The sequence below is a fragment of the Oleiphilus sp. HI0125 genome (genome assembly GCF_001635355.1).
Genome location: NZ_LWGF01001506.1, coordinates 1 through 895 on the forward strand (window position 1 = coordinate 1; position 895 = coordinate 895).

At 43.8% G+C, this 895-nt stretch carries 1 protein-coding gene; it reads left to right on the forward strand.

Features of this window, described 5'->3' with window-relative positions:
- Positions 1–223 precede the first annotated feature (223 nt).
- Positions 224–820 carry a LemA family protein gene (locus A3762_RS25290; RefSeq protein WP_068754103.1) on the forward strand — a complete coding sequence of 199 codons (597 nt, stop codon included), beginning with the start codon at positions 224–226 and terminating at the stop codon, positions 818–820.
- The last annotated feature ends 75 nt before the right edge of the window (positions 821–895 follow it).

Consider the following 895-nt stretch of genomic DNA (forward strand, 5'->3'; position numbering starts at 1 on the left):
CTTATCGTGACGCGCCAGATGGTTTGCGTATTTGGTGTGGCGCGACGGTAGAGGCGAGTGACGTTGAGGCCTTAATGCCTTGGTTAGCTTGGGCGTATCAAGAAGTACAATAATTCATCAGTGTTTAGCATGTGACGCTAATCTCTATCTTAGTTGCGTGTCACGCTACACAGACTTCCATAAGTCATCTAGTCTTAAGTAATTACTTTAAGGAGAGTGTCTTATGGAAGTTTCAACCATCATTTCATGGATCGTTCTGATCTTTGTTGTTTTTTATATCGTTCGCATCTACAACAATTTAGTCGCGTTCAAAAATCAATATGAAAATGCCTTTTCGCAAATTGAGGTGCAATTAAAGCGACGCTACGATTTGATCCCTAACTTGGTTGAAGCAACTAAGGCGTATTTAAGCCATGAGAAAGAAACGCTTGAGGCTGTGATTAGTGCTCGAAACACCGCACTTGCCGGTTTGAAGGCTGCGTCTCAAAATCCCGCGAGTGCCTCAGCGTTAGGCAAATTAGCATCGGGCGAAGGCATGCTTCAATCTGCTCTCGGTGTGCTTAATGTTGCGGTGGAAGCGTATCCAGAGTTAAAAGCCAATGAGAATGTTGCACAACTTACCGAAGAGCTCACTTCTACTGAAAACCGAATCTCATTTGCGCGCCAAGCGTTTAATGATTCCGTCACACACTACAATGTGTTTCGTCAAAGTTTCCCGAACAACTTTTTCGCACCAACCTTTGGTCACAGCAAAGATGCAGCGTTGTTAGAGTTTGAAGACTCAGCAGCAATTCAGCAGGCCCCTAAAGTTAGTTTCTAAAAACTGTTTTAAGGATAAAACGTGAATTTCTACCTGGCACAGGAAGAAGCCCGAAAGCAGAGTCAGCGTTTGATT

Coding starts and splice junctions, on each gene's coding strand:
- A3762_RS25290 (WP_068754103.1), top strand. CDS start 224: ATGGAAGTTTCAACCATCATTTCATGGATCGTTCTGATCTTTGTTGTT.